The 18,182-nt window shown below is 68.7% G+C and carries 18 protein-coding genes and 1 pseudogene; 7 read left to right on the top strand and 12 right to left on the bottom strand.

What is annotated here, in order from left to right; all coding sequences use genetic code 11:
- The first annotated feature begins 397 nt into the window (after positions 1-397).
- From rpmH to mnmE, 5 genes are all read left to right on the top strand, one after another.
- Entirely contained in the window at positions 398-535 is a 138-nt protein-coding gene (gene rpmH / locus AACH11_RS15480) for a 50S ribosomal protein L34 (protein WP_341375148.1), read from the top strand.
- Between the two features lie 41 nt (positions 536-576).
- A complete protein-coding gene (locus tag AACH11_RS15475; protein WP_341375147.1) occupies positions 577-1,227 on the top strand; it encodes a ribonuclease P protein component in 651 nt (216 codons plus the stop codon).
- 113 nt (positions 1,228-1,340) lie between these two features.
- Entirely contained in the window at positions 1,341-1,589 is a 249-nt protein-coding gene (yidD, locus tag AACH11_RS15470) for a membrane protein insertion efficiency factor YidD (RefSeq protein ID WP_341375284.1), read from the top strand.
- Positions 1,586-3,262, top strand: a complete 1,677-nt coding sequence (yidC, locus tag AACH11_RS15465) for a membrane protein insertase YidC (protein WP_341375146.1) — start codon at positions 1,586-1,588, stop codon at positions 3,260-3,262. Before yidD ends, yidC begins: the two co-directional genes overlap by 4 nt.
- Positions 3,263-3,267: 5 nt before the next feature.
- Positions 3,268-4,680, top strand: coding sequence for a tRNA uridine-5-carboxymethylaminomethyl(34) synthesis GTPase MnmE (gene mnmE / locus AACH11_RS15460; RefSeq protein WP_341375145.1), 1,413 nt, complete (start codon positions 3,268-3,270; stop codon positions 4,678-4,680).
- Between the two features lie 128 nt (positions 4,681-4,808).
- Here mnmE and AACH11_RS15455 read toward each other — a convergent pair whose 3' ends face one another.
- Positions 4,809-5,168: an SWIB/MDM2 domain-containing protein gene (locus AACH11_RS15455; RefSeq protein ID WP_341375144.1), complete on the bottom strand. Its 360-nt coding sequence runs from the start codon at positions 5,166-5,168 to the stop codon at positions 4,809-4,811.
- A 251-nt stretch (positions 5,169-5,419) separates the two neighbouring features.
- Between AACH11_RS15455 and AACH11_RS15450 the strand changes: the two genes are divergently transcribed.
- Entirely contained in the window at positions 5,420-5,788 is a 369-nt protein-coding gene (locus AACH11_RS15450) for a phage holin family protein (RefSeq protein WP_341375143.1), read from the top strand.
- 36 nt (positions 5,789-5,824) lie between these two features.
- On the opposite strand, the gene AACH11_RS15445 is transcribed toward AACH11_RS15450, so the two are convergent.
- Complete coding sequence (locus tag AACH11_RS15445; RefSeq protein ID WP_341375142.1) at positions 5,825-7,546, bottom strand: M48 family metalloprotease; 1,722 nt, start codon at positions 7,544-7,546, stop codon at positions 5,825-5,827.
- 106 nt (positions 7,547-7,652) lie between these two features.
- Here AACH11_RS15445 and moaC point away from each other — a divergent pair, with 106 nt between their 5' ends.
- Complete coding sequence (moaC, locus tag AACH11_RS15440; RefSeq protein ID WP_341375141.1) at positions 7,653-8,147, top strand: cyclic pyranopterin monophosphate synthase MoaC; 495 nt, start codon at positions 7,653-7,655, stop codon at positions 8,145-8,147.
- Positions 8,148-8,213: 66 nt separating this feature from the next.
- On the opposite strand, the gene AACH11_RS15435 is transcribed toward moaC, so the two are convergent.
- The 10 genes and pseudogenes from AACH11_RS15435 to sucC all read right to left on the bottom strand — a co-directional run.
- A complete protein-coding gene (locus AACH11_RS15435; RefSeq protein ID WP_341375140.1) occupies positions 8,214-9,980 on the bottom strand; it encodes a PglL family O-oligosaccharyltransferase in 1,767 nt (588 codons plus the stop codon).
- A 298-nt stretch (positions 9,981-10,278) separates the two neighbouring features.
- Positions 10,279-10,740 carry a pilin gene (locus AACH11_RS15430; RefSeq protein WP_341375139.1) on the bottom strand — a complete coding sequence of 154 codons (462 nt, stop codon included), beginning with the start codon at positions 10,738-10,740 and terminating at the stop codon, positions 10,279-10,281.
- A gap of 252 nt (positions 10,741-10,992) precedes the next feature.
- The gene (locus AACH11_RS15425; RefSeq protein WP_341375138.1) at positions 10,993-11,763 is read right to left on the bottom strand and encodes an MBL fold metallo-hydrolase; all 771 of its coding nucleotides are present in this window, start codon (positions 11,761-11,763) and stop codon (positions 10,993-10,995) included.
- Between the two features lie 255 nt (positions 11,764-12,018).
- Positions 12,019-12,726 carry an FHA domain-containing protein gene (locus tag AACH11_RS15420; RefSeq protein WP_341375137.1) on the bottom strand — a complete coding sequence of 236 codons (708 nt, stop codon included), beginning with the start codon at positions 12,724-12,726 and terminating at the stop codon, positions 12,019-12,021.
- A gap of 82 nt (positions 12,727-12,808) precedes the next feature.
- Positions 12,809-13,594, bottom strand: a complete 786-nt coding sequence (locus tag AACH11_RS15415; protein WP_341375136.1) for a Stp1/IreP family PP2C-type Ser/Thr phosphatase — start codon at positions 13,592-13,594, stop codon at positions 12,809-12,811.
- Positions 13,595-13,673: 79 nt separating this feature from the next.
- On the bottom strand, positions 13,674-14,606 hold the full coding sequence (locus tag AACH11_RS15410) for a serine/threonine-protein kinase (protein ID WP_341375135.1): 933 nt from the start codon (positions 14,604-14,606) through the stop codon (positions 13,674-13,676).
- A gap of 135 nt (positions 14,607-14,741) precedes the next feature.
- Entirely contained in the window at positions 14,742-15,449 is a 708-nt protein-coding gene (locus AACH11_RS15405; protein ID WP_341375134.1) for a TerC family protein, read from the bottom strand.
- A 380-nt stretch (positions 15,450-15,829) separates the two neighbouring features.
- The gene (locus AACH11_RS15400; RefSeq protein ID WP_341375133.1) at positions 15,830-16,522 is read right to left on the bottom strand and encodes a TerC family protein; all 693 of its coding nucleotides are present in this window, start codon (positions 16,520-16,522) and stop codon (positions 15,830-15,832) included.
- A 151-nt stretch (positions 16,523-16,673) separates the two neighbouring features.
- The gene (sucD, locus tag AACH11_RS15395) at positions 16,674-17,567 is read right to left on the bottom strand and encodes a succinate--CoA ligase subunit alpha (RefSeq protein ID WP_341375132.1); all 894 of its coding nucleotides are present in this window, start codon (positions 17,565-17,567) and stop codon (positions 16,674-16,676) included.
- A gap of 24 nt (positions 17,568-17,591) precedes the next feature.
- Positions 17,592-18,182: pseudogene (sucC, locus tag AACH11_RS15390) on the bottom strand (succinate--CoA ligase subunit beta); the annotation flags it as partial.

Below are 18,182 nucleotides of genomic sequence, written 5' to 3'. Positions count from 1 at the left end.
GACAGCGCCACGGTCTTGTCCTCTTGATTGACGAGCTCTTCGCGCTTTGCTGTAATAGCGGGTTTTCCCAGCGCGCATGGGCGAGATGGGTGCGGCCGCCCAAAGCCGGCTTGCAGGATGTGGATCACCGATGGAGTCGGTGCCCACAGGCCGGCAGATCGGCGGCACCGTACACCTCCTGCCCGTGCGGGCGGCGGGTGGGTGGAAGGCTCCGGTACAGGCCGGCAGCTTCCGCACAGCCTGTGCCGTCCGCGGGCGCCGGGTGTGTGGTGGTCGCGGTGGCGGGCCTGGCAGCTTGAAGGTTGTCCGGGTCGCGCCGGTTCCCCATGCGTTCACGCCGTCTACGGCTCTCGGTCCCCGGCACTGCCAGACCCATTTTTCCCCAGGAAGAGCGATCATGAAGCGCACCTACCAGCCCTCGAAGACCCGCCGCGCCCGTACCCACGGTTTCCTCGTGCGCATGAAGACCCGCGGCGGCAAGGCCGTCATCGCCGCGCGCCGCGCCAAGGGCCGCAAGCGTCTGACCCAGGTCTGATTCCGGCACAACCGCCGGGCCCGCCGACCGAGGCCGGGGCCATGTTCGCCGCTTCATTGCGTTCGAACGACTTCGAGCGCGTGCTGGCCCAGTTGCCATGCGCGCGCAGTGCCCATTTCTCGGCGCATCGGCTGGCCGCGGTGCCCACGCCGCCGCACAAGCCGCAGCCCAAGGCTGTGGTCACCGGGTTGTCCACAATGGTGCAACCGGATGTCGGTCAGGCTGTGGATGACTCTCCCACGTCCGGCGATCGGCAGGAGGCCTCAGGGCCTTCCGCCGTTGCCGCGACGACGCTCGGCCCTGTCATCGACGGGGCCGGCGTGCGTCTGCAGGGCCATTGGCTCGGCATGGTCGTGCCCAAGCGGCATGCCCGCAGGGCGGTCACCCGCAACCTGATCCGACGCCAGATGCGGGCGCTGATGCAGGCCCATGCGGCCGAGCTTCCGCCCGGCCTGTGGGTGCTGCGTCTGAAGGCGCCGTTCGATCCCCGACAGTTTCCCAGCGCCTGCTCGCAGGCGCTGCGCACCACCGTGCGCGACGAACTCGGTGTGCTGCTGCGGCGTGCCCGCAGCGGACAGCCCCAGCCGCGTGGGCCACGCCCGCCACGGCCGGGGTCCGGTGCGTCTTCCCGTGCGGACGGGGGGCGTGCATCGGCCCCGACCCCGGCGCCTGCCGGGCCGGACACCCCGTGACGGAGTTCGCCGTGCCGGATCCACGACCGCCCTTCCCCGCCACGCCCGACGTGGGCGGGGCCGTCGTCGTGGCCGCAGGCCAGCCGGTCCGTGCGCGGTCCTGGTCGCGTCGCCTGGCCGCGCTGCCGGTGCGCTTCTACCGCTATTTCCTCAAGCCCTGGCTGGGCGGCGTCTGCCGCTTCGAGCCGAGCTGCTCGGCCTATGCGCTGCAGGCGATCGAGCGCCATGGCGCCCGTACCGGCGTCACGCTGGCCGCCGGGCGCATCCTGCGCTGCCATCCCTGGTGTGATGGTGGTTGTGATCCCGTGCCCGACCGGGTGCCGGGGCTGTTTTCCCGTCTGTTCCCGAAGAACCGCCCATGAACGACATGCGACGCACCATCCTGTGGGTGGTGTTCACCTTCTCGCTGTTCCTGCTGTGGGACGCCTGGATGCGCCACACCGGCCAGCCGTCGATGTTCGGCCCGCCGCCGGCGGCCCGGGTCGCCAGCGCACCGGCCGGCGCCGCATCCGGCGTGCCGGCTGCAGCCGCGGCCGGTGCGACCGCGGCCACACCGGCGGCTTCGGCGGCCGCCGTGCCTCTGGCCAGCGAGAAGCTGACCATCACCACCGACGTGCTGCGCGCCACGCTCGACAGCAAGGGCGGTGACCTGGTCAAGCTGGAGCTGCTCAAGCACCAGGCCGAGGGCAGCACCCAGCCGGTCGTGCTGTTCGACCATTCGGCGGAGCACACCTATGCCGCGCAGACGGGCCTGATCACCACCCAGGCCGGCGTGGCGCTGCCCAACCATCTGACGGTGATGGCGGTGCAGGCTCCGGTGCGCGAGCTCAAGCCGGGCACCGACGCATTGACGGTGCGCTTCGAGTCGCCGGCCATCGGTGGCGTGCAGCTGGTCAAGAGCTACACCTTCCGCCGTGGCGAGTACACGGCCAAGGTCAGCCACGAGGTGCGCAACACCGGCACGGCCGCCGTGCAGCCGCAGCTGTACCTGCAGCTGCTGCGGGACGGCACCATCAAGGGCAACACGAACATGTTCGCCGGCCCGGTGTCGTTCACCGGCCCGGCCATGTACACCGACGCGGCCAAGTTCCACAAGTTCGAGTTCAAGGACATCGAGAAGTCGGCCGTCGACAACAAGCCGCTGGACTTCGTCCGCAAGGCCGACGACGGCTGGGTCTCGATGGTCCAGCACTACTTCGCCTCGGCCTGGCTGGTCAGCGCCCGGCAGGCGCGTGAGTTCCGCGCCCAGAAGGTCGGCCCCAACCTCTACAGCATCGCCATGGTGCTGCCGATGGGCGAGGTCGCCGCCGGTGCCAGCAAGACGCAGGACGCCGTGCTGTTCGCCGGCCCGCAGGAAGAGAAGAAGCTCGAGGCGATGGCCCCGGGTCTGGAGCTCGTCAAGGACTACGGCATGCTGACCATCCTCAGCAAGCCGCTGTTCTGGCTGCTGGACAAGCTGCATGCAGTGATCGGCAACTGGGGCTGGGCGATCGTCGCGCTGGTGGTGGTGCTGAAGATCGCGTTCTACTGGCTGAACGCCAGCGCCTACCGCTCGATGGCCAAGATGAAGGCCGTCAACCCGCGCATCACCGAGCTGCGCGAGCGCTACAAGGACAAGCCGCAGCAGCTCCAGCAGGAGATGATGCGCATCTACCGCGAGGAGAAGATCAACCCGCTGGGTGGCTGCCTGCCGATCTTCGTCCAGATGCCGTTCTTCATCGCCCTGTACTGGGTGCTGCTGTCCAGCGTCGAGATGCGTGGCGCGCCGTGGCTGGGTTGGGTGCATGACCTCTCGGTCAAGGATCCGCTGTTCATCCTGCCGCTGCTGATGACGGGCTCGACCCTGCTGCAGACCTGGCTGAACCCGACCCCGCCGGATCCGGTCCAGGCCAAGATGATGTGGATCATGCCCCTGGTCTTCAGCGTCATGTTCTTCTTCTTCCCGGCCGGCCTGGTGCTGTACTGGCTGACGAACAACCTGCTGGGCATCGCACAGCAGTGGTTCATCAACAAGCAGCTGGGCGTGCTCAAGTAAGCACGATGGGCGACGCGCACGATCCGGTCGTCGCGATCGCCACCGCACCGGGACGCGGCGCGGTCGGCATCGTGCGTGTCTCGGGCCGGGGGTTGGCGGCGCTGCTGCCGGCCCTCGTCGATGCCCCTTTGAAACCGCGGCATGCGCACTACGGTGCCTTCCGCGCGGCCGATGGCTCGGCCATCGACCACGGCCTGGCGCTGTGGTTTCCAGGGCCTGCCAGCTACACCGGCGAGGACGTGCTGGAGCTGCAGGCCCACGGCGGCCCGGTCGTGCTGCAGCTGCTGCTGGCGCGTTGCCTGGAGGCCGCCGCCCAGCTTGACGAGCGCACGGGCCTTCCGCGGCTGCCGCGGCTGCGGCTGGCCGAGCCCGGCGAATTCACGCTGCGCGCCTACCTCAACGACAAGCTCGATCTGGCCCAGGCCGAGGCCGTGGCGGACCTGATCGACGCCAGCACCGAAGCGGCGGCGCGTTCGGCCAGCCGCTCGTTGTCGGGGGCCTTCTCGCAGGATGTCCATGCCCTGCGCGAGCGCATCGTGCGCCTGCGCATGCTGGTCGAGGCCACGCTGGACTTCCCCGAGGAAGAGATCGACTTCCTGCAGCGTGCCGATGCGCACGGCCAGCTGCGCGCCCTGAGTGAGGGGCTGCAGGCGGTACTGGACCGAGCGCGCCAGGGTGCGCTGCTGCGTGAGGGCATGCAGGTGGTGCTCGCCGGCCAGCCCAACGTCGGCAAGAGCAGCCTGCTCAACGCGCTGGCAGGGGCCGAACTGGCCATCGTCACGCCGGTGGCTGGCACCACGCGTGACCGCATCGCACAGACCATCCAGATCCAGGGCGTGCCCGTCCACGTGACCGACACGGCCGGCCTGCGTGATGAAGCGCAGGCCAGCGACGAGGTCGAACGCATCGGCATCACGCGCAGCTGGGAGGCCATCCAGGCCGCGGATGTGGTCGTCTTCCTGCACGATCTCTCGCGGCGCGGCCAGGCCGACTACGAGGCTGCCGAGGCATCGATCGCCGACAGCCTGCGGCGTCACGGACTGCAGGCGCAGTTGCTGCACGTGCACAACAAGCGGGATCTGGCGCCGGAGGCGCCTGCCCTCGAAGGCGGCATCACCCTGTGCGCCCGTCAGGGTGAAGGCCTGCAGGCCCTGCGTGACGTGCTGCTGGAGCGCGCAGGCTGGCAGTCCTTGCCGGATGGCCTGTTCATCGCCCGCACCCGCCATGTCGAGGCGCTGCGCCGTTGCACCGCACATCTGGCGTTGGCTGACGGACATCTGGCGCAACAGGCCCAGCTGCTCGATCTGCTGGCCGAGGAACTGCGCCTGGCCCATGAGGCGCTGGGCGAGATCACGGGCGCGTTTTCCGCCGACGACCTGCTGGGCGAGATCTTCTCGCGCTTTTGCATCGGCAAGTGAGGTGCTGCCGGCAGGCGGTCCAGCGCCTGACGCGGACCGTGCGGGCATGAAAAAGGCCGGCGCGAGGCCGGCCTGTCAGCACTTGGCCTGCCGCGCATCCGCCAACGGCGGACGCACGCGCAGGACGATCAGCTCAGGTGCGCGTTGACCAGCTTGGTCAGCTCGAACATGGTGACCTGGTCGGCCTTGACGACGGCCTTCAGCTTGGCATCGGCGTTGATCTGCGTGCGCTTGGCGGCGTCCTGCAGATCGTGCTTCTTGATGTACTCCCAAACCTTCTTCGTCACCTCGGTGCGCGGCAGCGGCTGCTTGCCGATGATCTCGGCGAGCTGCGCGCTGGGCGTCAGCGGCTTCAGGAAGGCTGCATTCGGGGTGCGCTTCTTTGCCTCGGCCGTCTTTGCCGGGGCCGCTTTCTGGTCTGCGGCGACTTCATTCGCCGGAGCTGCCGCCTTCTTCGCGGCCGGGGCGGCCTTCTTCGCAGTTGCCATTTGGAAACTCTCCATCACGTGATTGGTTTGCGTGCTGCACCTGGCGCCGGGGTATGACTCCCCGTTTCTCGTGCATCGGCTGCAACGTGCGCAATGGTAATCCCATGCCCAGGGGCTGAGAAGCGGTCCGCCCTGGGAAATCCGTGTGCGCGCCCCTGGGAAACCCTGTTTCTGTCGCCTGTGCACCGCAGGTGCTTGACCGGCATCCAGCCGCGGCTCGGCCGGGCTCGGCCAGCGCTATGCTCACGGCCATGAAATTGATCCTGCGCTGGTTGTTGCTGGCCGCTGCCCTGCTGCTGGTGGCGCATCTGTATCCCGGGGTCCGGGTCGCGAGTTTCAGCGCCGCGCTGTGGGCCGCCGTCGTGCTGGGTCTGCTCAACACGCTGCTGCGGCCGGTGCTCGTGCTGCTGACTTTGCCCGTGACGGTCCTCACGCTCGGGCTGTTCCTGCTGGTGGTCAACGCCGGCATGTTCTGGTTCGCGGCGGAGTTGCTCAAGGGCCTGTCGGTGGCCAGCTTCGGTGCCGCGATGATCGGCTCGCTGATCTACAGCCTGTGCGGCATGGTGATCGACGTGGCCATCGAGCGCCTGTTCAGCCGGCGCGACGCAGAGTCCGTCTGAGGTCTGGCGGCGCGCACGCCGCAAGCCACCGGCCGATCAGGGACGACCGCCTTCGGCCTCGCGCCGGAGGCTCCTCAGTTCAGCCGTCAGTTCACGCAGCCGTGCGTCGATCACCGTGGCCTCGATGAACTCGCGCCGTGAGGCATCTCCTCGGGCTTGGCGTTGTGCAGCGCTGAGGCGATCGACCGCGCCACGCAGATCACCGAGCGCGGCCCGGTTCTCGGCCTGGGCCCGCAGCGCGCGCAGGGGCTGACCGAGCCGCTGCGCCAGCTGGGCCTGCCAGTGCCAGGCCGTGGCGTCGCCACCGTGCTGGCTGGTCCACAGCTGCAGCTCGTCCAGGCTGGCCCGCCATGCCGCTTCCCGGGCATCGGGCAAGGCCTCGGCCTGCTGCGCCCGCAGCAGCATCGCTGCGCGTTGGCGGGGTTGCCGCAAGCCGGCCAGCACGGTTCCCGCGGCCTCGGGCTGGCCGGCGGCCACCTCCAGTTCGGCCTGCTGCAGGATCAGCAGGTCGGACATCAGATCGGCTCCGGCCGGATCGGCGGCGGAGGTCGCGGCCAGCCCTTGGCGTGCCTGGGCCAGCAGTGACCGGGCGCGGTCGAACTGCCGCAGCCGCATCCCGGCCGTGGCGCCGGCCGACAGCGTGGCCAGCGCATCACCGGTCGCCAACGCACCGTCACGCGGGGTCGTCAGGGCCAGCGCGAGCTGGCGCTCCAGTGCTGCAGGGCTGCTGTCCATCAGCACCCGGGCGCGGGCCCGCATCAGTGCGTGCACCGCGGGAGGGACGCTGATCGCGCTGGCCGCGCTGGCCGAGCTGACCACGGCCGCAGGCGGTTCACCGCGGTCCGGCCTGCCCGTCGACCTGAGGCTTTCTTCGGCACCCTGCAGCCCTTCGGCCTGCAGCCGCTGGCGCGCCTCGCCGATGCGCTCGGTGGTCAGCGGATGGCTGCGCAGATAAGGGTAGGCGCCGTTGTCGTTGAGCCGGTTGGCCTGGTCCAGGCGGTCGAACATGCGGCTCATCGCGTCGGGCGCATAGCCGGCCTCGCGCAGCAGCTGGTCGCCCTGGCGGTCGGCCTCGCGCTCCATGTCGCGCGAGAAGTTCAGGTCGGCCTGCAGCGTGGCGGCCTGGCTGCCGACGATGGCCGCATTGGCGGCCTCGAGGTTGCCGCTGCTGCGGCTGGCCGCCAGGATGGCCAGCAGCATCGCCGCCATGCTGACGGTCTGGTTGCGGCTGCTGGCGCTCAGCCGGCGGGCGATGTGGTGCTGGGTGACGTGGGCCAGCTCATGCGCGAGCACCGAGGCCAGCTCATCGGCGCCCGGCGTCATCGCGATCAGGCCCAGGTGCACGCCGACATGGCCGCCCGGCAGCGCGAAGGCGTTGACCGAGCGGTCCCGCACGAGAAAGGTCTCCCAGGCGAACAGCGTGTCGGTGTCGGTGCCGATGTCGCCGCGCCGCCGTGCCGCCTCGACCAGCGGCTGCCACAGCCCCGCCACGTACTGGCCGAGCACCGGATCATCGAGGTAGTCCGGATCCTGGCGCACCTCGCGCATCACCTGCTCGCCCAGCCGGCGTTCGGCGCCCGGGCCCAGATCCTCGACCGCGGCGTCGCCCAGCGCCGGCAGCCGCGGCGCCACGGCGGTTCGAGCGGTGCCGGTGCCCTGCGCCAGGCTGCCGGGTGAGCCGGTCAGGCCGGTGAGCATGGCCATCAGGCTGGCGGTCAGGCGCAGCAGGCGCGAAGGCGGACGCGGGGACAGGCGCATGGGGCAGGAACGGACGGATCGTGACCGGTGCCGGTGCGGCCGGTTCGCGGCCTATCATGCCAGCCCCTTGTCTCCCGGCTGTTGCCGCTGACGGCGCAGCGATGCCATGACCTCCGCAGCGACCCCCCTGACCCATTTCGATGCCCAGGGCCAGGCCCACATGGTCGATGTGTCGGCCAAGACGCCGACCCATCGCGTGGCCGTGGCCCGTGGCCGCATCTGCATGTTGCCGGCCACGTTCGCGCTGGTGCGCGATGGTCAGGCCCGCAAGGGGGATGTGCTGGGCGTGGCGCGCATCGCCGCCATCCAGGCCGCCAAGCGCACGTCCGAGCTGGTGCCGCTGTGCCATCCGCTGCCGCTGACGCGGGTGGCCGTCGAGTTCCGCCTCGACGCGGCGGCCAGCGCCGTCGAGCTGCAGGTGACGGCCGAGACGGTCGGCGTCACCGGCGTCGAGATGGAGGCGCTGACCGCCGTCCAGATCGGCCTGCTGACCGTCTACGACATGTGCAAGGCCGCCGACAAGGGCATGGTGATGGACGACATCCGCCTGCTGGAGAAGCAGGGCGGCAAGAGCGGCCACTGGCGCGCCGACGGGGTCTGAGCACGCGGGTGGCGCCCCAGCGGCGCCCCGGCGCGGCCCGGCCGCCCACGGCCCTGCCGCGCGCTTTCAGGGCCGTGCCGGCACCGAGGACGCCAGCACCGCCCGTGTGGCGGCCTGGGTCAGCGGGATGAAGCTGCGCCAGTCGGGGGTCTGCGTCGGAGGCACGCAGATCGCCGCATCGCCAGGGGCCATCTCGCGGCCACAGACCCGCTCCTGCTTGTCCGGCTCCAGGCGGCGGAATTCACCCAGGCGCTGCATCAGCAGCCGGGCATGTTCCGGGTGGCCCTGGGCGGCCAGCTCGCGGGCCCAGGTCTGCATCAGCTGGCCGTCGAGCAGATAGTGCACTGCGGACTGCAAGCCCAGCGCACGCGACAGCGGCTGCATAGGATTGGTCGCAGCTGCGTAGTCGGCATGATGGGCGAACCACAAACTACCTTGGCCGTCAGCAATGCGCTGAGCCAAGCTACGGCGTTCATCCTTTGCCACCGAGTAGATCGATGAGATTGCTTGGAAGTCTATGAGTGCCCATAGGCTTCCGCAGACCATCAGGACACCGGCCAACCGGGTTCGCGGACTGGTGGTGCTCCACGTCAGACGCACTGTCGCTTTCGGCCCGAGCACAAGCGGATCGACCGGTAAGTCAGAGCGTAGGTCTGCCAACGAATCCCCTCGCGGATCGGCCTGCCCCAGCGCTACCCCTGCTGCCAGTGCAGCCGGTAGCAGGAAGTATCCGTACCACAGCGGATATTCGACCATCGAGTGCCACATCAGCATCAGCAGTAGCATGGCTGCCGAGCGGCCGATCAGACCACGTTCACCGCTTAGCCGTGCACTGCGGGTCCAACCTGCCAGCACAGTCATCGTTGTCAGCACTAGCACTGCCGAGCCCAGCGGGATGCCGAGTTCTGCCAGTAGCTGTAGTGGCAGGTTGTGTGCATGGTCGAAGAAGGCAGTCGGGCGGTTCGGGTAGCCTGTCAGAGTCCAGGCTAGGTTGTATTCGCCCCATCCCACGCCGGACCACGGATTTGCCGTGATCAGGGTCAGTGTGTTGCGCCAGACGTTCAGCCGCGAGTTCGGGCTGCCCTGGGCGGCCGCGCCCAGCTCGTCGGCCATGCGTGCGGCCGCGCCTTCGGCCTCGTGGCCGCCCCCCAGATGGGCCCAGCCCCAGGCCAGACCGAAGAACGCCAGGTAGAGCAGCGGTAGCGCCATCAGTAGGTGGCGTACCGGCCGGCTTAGCTTGCGGTCCAATGCTGCCCACAGCGGGCACAGAAGCAGTCCGAGCGCGCCAGTGCGTGATGCTGATAGCTCTATTGCCCATACCATGGCCATGGCGAACACCCATAGCTGCGCACGAGGCATACCAGCCAGCTCATGGCGAACGACCAGCGCAACCAACCCTAGTAGGAGCACACTGCATAAATGGTTGGGTTGGCGCAGATTTCCTACCGCGATCCCCTCGAGCGAGCTGGCGGCCAGTAGCTGGCCGTCAGCCAGCTGTGGTGCATGCACCTGCAGCAGCCCGACGACGGCACTGAGTACGCCGCCAATTAACAGACCTGTGCATAGTGCCAGCCAAGCATCGCGTAGTCGCGGTAGCTGCTGTCGTGCCAGTCCGGCCCCGGCTGCGGCCATTGCGATAGACGTTAACACCAGGGCCGCGTTGCTAAACCCGATGGAAAAGGGCAAGGCCCCGAACACTGGCATCGCGAGTGCGGCCAGCAGTACCAGCCCCAGTGCGGCCACGGTCGGACCACTGGCACGTAGATCAGCCCGCGGTGCCGCCATTGCCAGCCACAGGCCCCATAGGCCTACGGCGAGGATCTGGTTGACCATGGTGGCTGATGGCGTCCAGCTGACGGCTGAGAGGAAGGGAACACTGCCGGCTAGCCAAGCGGCAACGGTCGCGGCAGATGGGCTGGACTGGCCTGCGGGCGCATCCGGACGGGATGGCTTGAGGTAAGACGGCATCAGGGGCTAGGGCACGGCGGTGCCGCGTGGTAGCTAAGGGCTGGTTGGCGGATTCTGAGCCATCGCGTCAGGACTCCCGCGGTCGAGCCTGAAAAACGACAAAGGGGCCCGAGGGCCCCTTCTTGTCGATCACTCGCTGGCAGCTACCAGTCGAGAGTCAGCGTTAGCTTGCACGACGGCATTCAGCAGGTACAAACTTGTTTTTGGCTACGACAGAAACCTGACAAACCCACTTGACGATGCCCGACTCCAGCGTTGGCGTCAGCGCCATCGTCACTGAGCCTGCCTTTTCAGTCGTAATGATCGTCAGTGCACCGGATGCATCAGTGCAAGCAATCGACTGGGTGTTGAGCGAAGCAGCGGTTGTGGTCGAGCCGACGGCGTCCACACCCAGGCAGCGGCCGGACGTTGCGCCGGAGGCAGCTGTCGTCAGGTTCTCCGCAACAGTGTGCTTCATCGGCTCAGCCAGACCCAGCGACTCCGAGACGCGGCTACGAACCGTGTAGTCCTGATACGCCGGCAGCGCGACCGCGGCCAGGATGCCGACGATCGCGACGACGATCATCAGTTCGATCAGGGTGAAACCGCGGCGGACCTGGCGGTTGAGCGTGTGCAACTTCTTCATGGGGAACTCCCTGGGCAGCGTGGACGGTGGCGCGTGATGCGTCCACCCCATTCGCATGGCCCGTGCCAGGCTGACATCTGAAAGAAGCGGCAAAACAGGCGTGAGTTCCTGCACGATTCGCCGCCCCGGAGCGGCGTCCACCGCTGCGGGTATACCCGGAAATGTCAGGCCCTGACATTTCCTGTCAGCCGTCCGCCCGGGTGACTGACAAACTTTGTCAGCCGCGGGGCGGTCGGCGGCCCCGCGACGGCGTCAGTCCAGCGTGATGCGGTCGCCGGCCCGCAGGGCGCGGATCGGATGGGGCAGGCCCAGCGCCTGGATCTCGCGCATCACCACATCCTGCTCGCCCGGCTTGACGTGGGTGATGCAGACCTGCGTCGTCGCGGGCACATGGCCGAGCTCCTCGGCCAGCGCCTGCGGGTGCAGATGGCCGCTGACGCGGGCCACCGCCCGTTCGTCGTCGCGGAAGGCGGTCTCGATGACCAGCGTGGCCAGCGGCAGGCGCTCCAGGCGGGCCCACAGCGCGGCATTGGGCCCGGTGTCGCCCGTGAACACCCAGGCGCCACGGGCGCCGTTGACCGCATAGGCCACGGCGGGCACGGTGTGGGCGGCCGGCAGCACCTCGACCTGGCGCGTGCCGATGTCCAGCACCTGCCCGACGGCCACGGGATGCAGGCTCAGGACCGGTGTGCGCGCATGCGGCAGCGTGGTGAAGTCCGGCCAGATGCAGTTGTTGAAGACGTGGTCGCGCAAGGCCTGCAAGGTCTGCGGCAGGCCATGGACACGGATCGGCGGCCGGCCACGGCGGCGGCGCATCACGCTGTCGGCCAGCAGCGGCACACCCAGCACATGGTCGAGGTGGCTGTGCGTCAACAGCACATCGTCGATGCGGGCGAGCTCGTCGATCGTGAGGTCACCCACGCCGGTGCCGGCGTCGATCAGCGCCACCTCGTCGAGCAGGAAAGCGGTGGTGCGGTCACCGGCGGCGATCGAGCCGGAACAACCGAGCACTCGGATGGTCATGAGGGCGCGTGCGACCGCGCGGTCGCGGCCGGTCTCTGGGCTGGCGTGCAGTGTCCGGGAGGCTCCCGGAGCGTCAGACGAGCCGCACGCGCTGTGCGTACGCCCGTCCGGCGATGGTGCAGGGGGCCGATCCGGCTGGCAAGGGTGGCCAGCGGTCGAAAGTCGCAGCCCTCGTGCGGACCGGGCGGGGAGTCGATCGCCGGCGTGCCGTCGATCACGGACGCCGAGGCCCGTGGCGACGGCGGTGGCGGCGGCTCAGCTCTGGACGAACTGCATCTGCGTGCCGGCCAGCTCGATCAGGTCGCCGTTGTTCAACGGCGCGGTGTCCGAGGTCAGCGCGATGCCGTTGATGCTCGGCCGCTGGGCGCCCTCGACATGGGCCAGCACGTAGTGGCCGCTGGGCTTCTTGGTGATCGAGGCGACCTGCACGCCCGGCTTGCCGACCGTGGTGACGACCTTGGTCAGCGTGACCGCCCGGCCGGCGGCGGCGCCGCTGAGCACCTTGATCGATGCCGTCGTCGGGGTCGCTGCAGCGCTGGCGCCGCCATAGCCGGGCGTCGTCCCGGAGGCCGCCGGTGCCGGCGCGCCGTACGCGGCGGGCTGCGCCGCGCCGGTCGCCGCGCCAGGGGTGCCCGGGCGCACGATCATCGTGCGGGCGAAGTCTTCGCCCTCACGTTCGTCCGCCACGTACTTGATCTTGTACTTGCCGATCTCGACGGTGTCACCGTGCACCAGCAGCTGCTTCTTGATCGCCTTGCCGTTGATGTAGGTGCCGTTGGTCGAGTTCAGATCCTCGATGAAGACATCGTGGCCGACCATCTGCAGCACGGCATGCTCGCCGCTGACCGCCAGGTTGTCGATGACGATGTCGTTGTAAGGGCGCCGGCCGAGCGTGGTCTTGTCCTTCGTGATCTGGACTTCCTTGATCACCACGCTGTCGAGTGACACCACCAACTTGCCCATGCTTGACCTTCTTGTCTGAATGCCCTGTCCGCCGTGCCGTCCGGGCGACCGTCGGCCTCACTGTCCGGGCGGACCGCCCGCATCAACGCCCGAAGCGCCACCAGGGTTTGCCGGACGCTGCCGGCACACCGCCGACGCGGATCAGGATCACGGCGATGTTATCCCGTCCGCCAGCATCATTGGCAGCGTCGATGAGCGCACGCCCGGCTTCGGGCAAGGTCGTGTGGGATTGCAAGATGCGCGCCATCGTGCCGTCGTCGAGCATGTCCGACAGGCCATCGGAGCACATCAGGTAGGTGTCGCCGGGCTGTGTGTCGTGCAGATGGGTTTCGAGCAGCACGGTGTCCTCGACGCCGACCGCCCGCGTGACCAGGTTCTTGTTGGCCGAGAACGCGGCCTGCTCGGGCGTGATCAGACCGGCGTCGATCTGCTCCTGCAGCAGCGAGTGGTCGCGCGTGATCTGCACCAGCTGTCCGCCGCGCCAGCGGTAGGCCCGTGAATCGCCGACATGGCCGACGCGCAACTGCTGTTCACGGAACGCGGCGACCACCAGCGTGGTGCCCATGCCCGCGTACTGCGGGTTCGCGTTGGCGGCGTTGAAGATCGCGCGGTTGGCGTTGTCGACGCAGATCTCCATCGCCCGGCGGATGTCGGCGTCGCCGGCCTTGGCGCCGGCTTCGGCCAGCCAGCGGCCGAGTTCGTTGCGGATGAACGACGTGGCCATGCTGCTGGCCACTTCGCCCGCGTTGTAGCCCCCCATGCCGTCGGCCAGCACGGCCAGACCGTGGGTCTCGTCGAGGGCGACCGAGTCCTCGTTGTTCGTGCGCGCACGGCCGGTGTCGACGGCGTGGAAGAATTCGAAGCTCATGCGCGGATGGGGCGGTGTGCGTGGGCCGGTTCGGGACGGCCCGCAGGCCGTCGTCGCAAGCGGCGTGATTGTGCCTTGTTCACCCGGTCAGCACCGGGTTGGCAGGATGGCGGTTGCCGGTCGCGCGCTCGATGGCCGAGGCCAGCCCGGCCGCAGCCAGCGCCCAGTCGGCCAGCGGCGAGGGACGGCGCGCGGGATCGGCCGCGAGCAGGGCGGTGACGTGAGCACAGATCGATTCGGGCAGATCCGGACGCAGGGCCTGCAGCGGATGCGCAGGCTGATGGGTGGTGGCGAGCAGCAGCTCCGTCAGTGAACTGGCCTGGTGCGGCCGGCGGGCGCTCAGCAGTTCGTAGGTCAGCACCCCCAGCGACCAGGCGTCGCAGGCGGGTGTCGGCGGTGCGCCGGCCAGCAGTTCGGGGGCCATGTAGGCCGGCGTGCCCAGCAGCAGGCCGGAACAGGTCAGCGAGGTGCCGGCCATGTGGGCGACGCCGAAGTCGGCCACCTTGACGGCGTCATGCACGAGATCGACCAGCACGTTGGCCGGCTTCAGATCGCGGTGGATGACGCCTTGCTCATGGGCATGGGACAGCGCATGGGCGACACGGGCCGACAGGCGCAGCACCAGGGCGTCGGGCAGCAGCCGCGCGCGGTGCGTGTAGCGGGTGAGGTCGTGGCCCTGGACGGCCTCGGTGATCAGCCATGCCTGGTCATCGAGCATGCCGCCGTCCAGCACGCGCAACACGTCCGGGTGGGCGATCTGGCGCGCGATCTCGCCTTCGCGCTGCATGCGTGCCAGCCAGCCGGCACGCGCATCGAGGCTGGGGGTGCCGGGCAGTCGCACCAGCTTGGCCATCACCGGGCCGCCCAGGCGCAGGTCGTGTGCCTCGTGCACGCGGCCCTGAGCCCCTTCGGCACGCAGCGGACCGAGCCGGTAGCGACCGGCCAGCAGTGTCGTCCCGTCACCGTCCGGTGCATCGGGACGGCCTGAGCGCCATCTGTCCCACCAAGCCAAGGTTGCCCTCTCCCGATCCTCTGGTCCGTGTCGCCGATCCGGCGCGCGAACACGTTAGCACAGGGGATCGGCGGGCAGACGCGTGCCGCGGCCCGGGCAGAGGCCGGCGCCCCTTGGACAAGGGGCGCCGTTGCGTCAGGCGGCGGGGGCCGCGCTCGCGCGGCGTTTCATCACCAGACCGATGGTCAGCACCAGCAGCGCACCGGCCACACCGGCGATCTTGTTCATCATCGGGGTGACTTCGCCGATGTGCGGGACCACGGCCGGGTCGGTCACGGCCATGGTGCCGGCGATCCAGCCCAGCAGCATGCCGCCGATGGTGATGACGATCGGGAAGCGGTCCATCAGCTTGATCACGAACTGGCTGCCCCAGACGATGATCGGGATGCTGACCAGCAGGCCGAAGACGACCAGCGGCATCTTGTGGTCGCCACCGGCGGACTCGGCCGCACCGGCGATCGCGATCACGTTGTCGATGCTCATCACCAGGTCGGCAATGATGACGGTGCGGATGGCGCCCCACAGGCGGTCCGAGCCGTCGATGTTGCCGTGCTCGTCCTCATCGCCCGGCGCCAGCAGCTTGATGCCGATCCACACCAGCAGGATCGCGCCCACCAGCTTGAGGAACGGAACCTTCAGCAGCGTCAGCGCGAAGAAGATCAGGATCACGCGCAGCACGATGGCGCCGACGGTGCCCCAGATGATGCCCTGGGTGCGCTGGGCCGGCGGCAGCTTGCGGCAGGCCAGCGCGATGACGACGGCGTTGTCGCCGCCCAGCAGGATGTCGATCATGATGATCTGACCGACGGCGACCCACAGTGCGGGGTCCATGAGAAAGTCCATGCGTGTTGCTCCGGAAGAGGAGGTTGTCGAATGCCCGGTGGGCACACGCACGCATGAGGTCGTCGGGGCGGTGGCGCAGGGGCGACACCGGTCCTTCGAGCCGCATCCGTGCGGATGCGTCGTCTCGAAGGTCTTGCTCGCCCGCCGCATCCAGGATGCGACGGACCGACGGCACCGGGGGGCGACCGGAACGCCCCCGTATTGACGATGCTGCCGCGATCCGCTCGACGGTCACGGGGTCTTGGCCGCCGTGCCCTGTGTCGGATCGAGAGCTACTCCCCTTCCTCAGCCCCGGATTGGAACAGAAGTCCCGTCCGGGTGCACGTCAGGCCGTGGCCTGACGCGTTCGTGCACGCCCGAGGCGTGCACGCATGCCGGCTTCAGGCCTCGGCGGCGGCCTTGGCGTCGTGGCGACGCTTCAGGAACAGGCCGGCACCGACGACCAGCGCCGCGCCCACCGCACCGGCGATCTGCACGATGTGGTGCGGGATGTCGCCCGTCCGGGCCAGCACGCCCGGGTCGCTGAAGATCATCTCGCCGGCCAGCCAACCCAGCAGGCCCGCGCCCAGCGTGATGATGATCGGAAAGCGCTCCATGACCTTGAGCAGCATGGTGCTGCCGAAGATGATCAGCGGGATGCTGATGGCCAGGCCGGCGATCAGCAGTACGTTGTCGCCCTTGGCGGCCGCGGCCACGGCCAGGACGTTGTCCAGGCTCATCACGAGGTCGGCCACCAGGATGGTGCGGATGGCGCTGAACAGGCCGCCGGTCTCGCCGCCGATGTCGCCGTCATCGTCCCCGCCGTTGAGCAGGCCGACACCGATCCAGCCCAGCGCCAGGCCGCCGATGAGCTTGAGGAACGGCAGCGTCAGCAGACGGGCGGCGACGATGGTCAGCACGATCCGCATCACGATGGCGGCGCCGCTGCCGAAGAAGATCGCCTTCTTCTGCTGATGCGGGGGCAAAGCCCGTGCCGCAAGGGCGATCACGACCGCGTTGTCACCCGACAGCAGGATGTTGGCGATGATGATCGAACCCAGTGCGCCCCAGAAGGCGGCTGAGGTCAGGTCCATGGGAGTCTCCAGACGATGGAATGTGAAAGGGCGGCCCGGCCCGTGAAGGCCGAGCCGCCCTTGAGGCGGCGGAAGTCTAGGAAAGACGCTGGCTGGCGTCGTGCGTGGAACTACGCACGGCCGCCTGGGCGTCCGTCCGACCGGACCGGGCTCAGATCAGCGACTTGAGGATGCGGCCCATCTCGGACGGATTGCGCGTGACCTTGAAGCCGCACTCTTCCATGACGGCCAGCTTGGCGTCGGCGGTGTCGGCGCCGCCGGAGATCAGCGCGCCGGCGTGGCCCATGCGCTTTCCGGGAGGCGCGGTGACGCCGGCGATGAAGCCCACGATCGGCTTCTTCATGTTCAGCTTGCACCAGCGCGCGGCCTCGGCCTCGTCCGGGCCGCCGATCTCGCCGATCATGATCACGGCGTCGGTGTCCGGATCGTCGTTGAAGGCGCGCATCACGTCGATGTGCTTCAGGCCGTTGATCGGGTCACCGCCGATGCCGACGGCGCTGGACTGGCCGATGCCGAGTTCCGACAGCTGGGCCACGGCTTCGTACGTCAGCGTGCCCGAGCGCGAGACGACGCCGATGCGCCCCTTCTTGTGGATGTGGCCCGGCATGATGCCGATCTTGATTTCTTCCGGCGTGATCAGGCCGGGGCAGTTCGGGCCCAGCAGCAGCGTTTCCTTGCCGCCGGCCGCCACCTTCGCCTTCATCTTGTTGCGCACGTCCAGCATGTCGCGCACGGGGATGCCTTCGGTGATGCAGATCGCCAGATCCAGGTCGGCCTCGACGGCTTCCCAGATCGCGGCGGCGGCGCCGGCCGGCGGCACGTAGATCACGCTGACGGTCGCGCCCTGGGCCGAGGCGGCTTCCTTGACGCTGGCGTAGATGGGAATGCCTTCGAAGCTCTCGCCGGCCTTCTTCGGGTTCACGCCCGCGACGAAGGCGTTCTTGCCGTTCGCGTAGGCCTGGCAGCCCTTGGTGTGGAACTGGCCGGTCTTGCCGGTGATGCCCTGCGTGATGACGCGGGTGTCCTTGTTGATGAGGATCGACATGTACTTTTCTCCTGGGCTTCGGCCTTAGGCCACGGCGGCGACGATCTTGGTGGCGGCTTCGGCCATCGTGTCGGCGGCGATGATGGGCAGGCCGGACTCGGCCAGCATCTTCTTGCCCAGATCCTCGTTCGTGCCCTTCATGCGCACGACCAGCGGCACGCTCAGGTTCACCGCCTTGCAGGCGGTGATCACGCCTTCGGCGATGGTGTCGCACTTCATGATGCCGCCGAAGATGTTGACCAGGATGCCCTTGACGTCCGGGTTCTTCAGCATGATCTTGAAGGCCTCGGTCACCTTCTCGGCCGTGGCGCCGCCGCCGACGTCCAGGAAGTTGGCCGGCTCGCCGCCGAACAGCTTGATGGTGTCCATCGTGGCCATGGCCAGACCGGCGCCGTTGACCAGGCAGCCGATGTTGCCGTCCAGGCTGATGTAGGCCAGATCGAACTTCGAGGCCTCGACTTCGGCCGGATCCTCTTCGTCCAGATCGCGGTAGGCCACGATCTCGGGGTGGCGGAACAGCGCGTTGGCGTCGAAGTTGAACTTCGCGTCGAGGGCGATCAGGTTGCCCTGGCTGTCACGGTTGAGCGGGTTGATCTCGACCAGCGAGGCATCCGT

This window comes from Pseudaquabacterium rugosum (assembly GCF_038066575.1).
Classification (GTDB): Bacteria; Pseudomonadota; Gammaproteobacteria; order Burkholderiales; family Burkholderiaceae_C; genus Pseudaquabacterium; species Pseudaquabacterium rugosum.
This window is presented reverse-complemented; position numbering and strand designations above follow the sequence as displayed.

Excerpts from the sequence above, each read along its gene's own strand:
- AACH11_RS15405 (WP_341375134.1), bottom strand. The coding sequence starts at position 15,449 with ATGGACTTTCTCATGGACCCCGCACTGTGGGTCGCCGTCGGTCAGATC.
- moaC (WP_341375141.1), top strand. The coding sequence starts at position 7,653 with ATGACCTCCGCAGCGACCCCCCTGACCCATTTCGATGCCCAGGGCCAG.
- AACH11_RS15400 (WP_341375133.1), bottom strand. The coding sequence starts at position 16,522 with ATGGACCTGACCTCAGCCGCCTTCTGGGGCGCACTGGGTTCGATCATC.
- sucD (WP_341375132.1), bottom strand. The coding sequence starts at position 17,567 with ATGTCGATCCTCATCAACAAGGACACCCGCGTCATCACGCAGGGCATC.
- AACH11_RS15425 (WP_341375138.1), bottom strand. The coding sequence starts at position 11,763 with ATGACCATCCGAGTGCTCGGTTGTTCCGGCTCGATCGCCGCCGGTGAC.
- AACH11_RS15435 (WP_341375140.1), bottom strand. The coding sequence starts at position 9,980 with ATGGTCAACCAGATCCTCGCCGTAGGCCTATGGGGCCTGTGGCTGGCA.
- AACH11_RS15430 (WP_341375139.1), bottom strand. The coding sequence starts at position 10,740 with ATGAAGAAGTTGCACACGCTCAACCGCCAGGTCCGCCGCGGTTTCACC.
- AACH11_RS15475 (WP_341375147.1), top strand. The coding sequence starts at position 577 with ATGTTCGCCGCTTCATTGCGTTCGAACGACTTCGAGCGCGTGCTGGCC.
- yidC (WP_341375146.1), top strand. The coding sequence starts at position 1,586 with ATGAACGACATGCGACGCACCATCCTGTGGGTGGTGTTCACCTTCTCG.
- AACH11_RS15415 (WP_341375136.1), bottom strand. The coding sequence starts at position 13,594 with ATGAGCTTCGAATTCTTCCACGCCGTCGACACCGGCCGTGCGCGCACG.
- AACH11_RS15455 (WP_341375144.1), bottom strand. The coding sequence starts at position 5,168 with ATGGCAACTGCGAAGAAGGCCGCCCCGGCCGCGAAGAAGGCGGCAGCT.
- AACH11_RS15450 (WP_341375143.1), top strand. The coding sequence starts at position 5,420 with ATGAAATTGATCCTGCGCTGGTTGTTGCTGGCCGCTGCCCTGCTGCTG.
- AACH11_RS15420 (WP_341375137.1), bottom strand. The coding sequence starts at position 12,726 with ATGGGCAAGTTGGTGGTGTCACTCGACAGCGTGGTGATCAAGGAAGTC.
- mnmE (WP_341375145.1), top strand. The coding sequence starts at position 3,268 with ATGGGCGACGCGCACGATCCGGTCGTCGCGATCGCCACCGCACCGGGA.
- rpmH (WP_341375148.1), top strand. The coding sequence starts at position 398 with ATGAAGCGCACCTACCAGCCCTCGAAGACCCGCCGCGCCCGTACCCAC.
- AACH11_RS15445 (WP_341375142.1), bottom strand. The coding sequence starts at position 7,546 with ATGCGCCTGTCCCCGCGTCCGCCTTCGCGCCTGCTGCGCCTGACCGCC.